We start from the raw sequence: 201 nt of genomic DNA, 5'->3' as shown, positions 1-201 counted from the left end.
TCAATCTTACATTTTATATAAACTAAAAGTAGATAATCAATCAACAATAAAAACACTTTTAAAGGAGCGAATTCTCATGAAAGAAAACCGAGACTTATTATTCAACCAAATTGTTACTGTTTCTTGCTTAGGCGGTTTTATTTTACTATCTGGTGTTGCGGCTATTACTAAAATCGCTCAACAACTTTTCATGTAATATAT

1 protein-coding gene is annotated in these 201 nt (G+C 28.9%); it reads left to right on the top strand.

Going from position 1 to position 201, the window contains the following annotated elements; translation table 11 throughout:
- Window positions 1–196, top strand: a 196-nt coding sequence (locus tag MR147_RS27025; RefSeq protein WP_242304897.1) for a hypothetical protein, incomplete at its 5' end; no start/stop codon positions are given.
- Between the last annotated feature and the right edge of the window lie 5 nt (window positions 197–201).

The organism is Bacillus cereus group sp. BfR-BA-01350 (assembly GCF_022663775.1).
Classification (GTDB): Bacteria; Bacillota; Bacilli; order Bacillales; family Bacillaceae_G; genus Bacillus_A; species Bacillus_A paranthracis.
The sequence above is the reverse complement of the archived record's forward strand: the minus strand, read 5'-3'. Positions and strand labels throughout refer to the sequence as shown.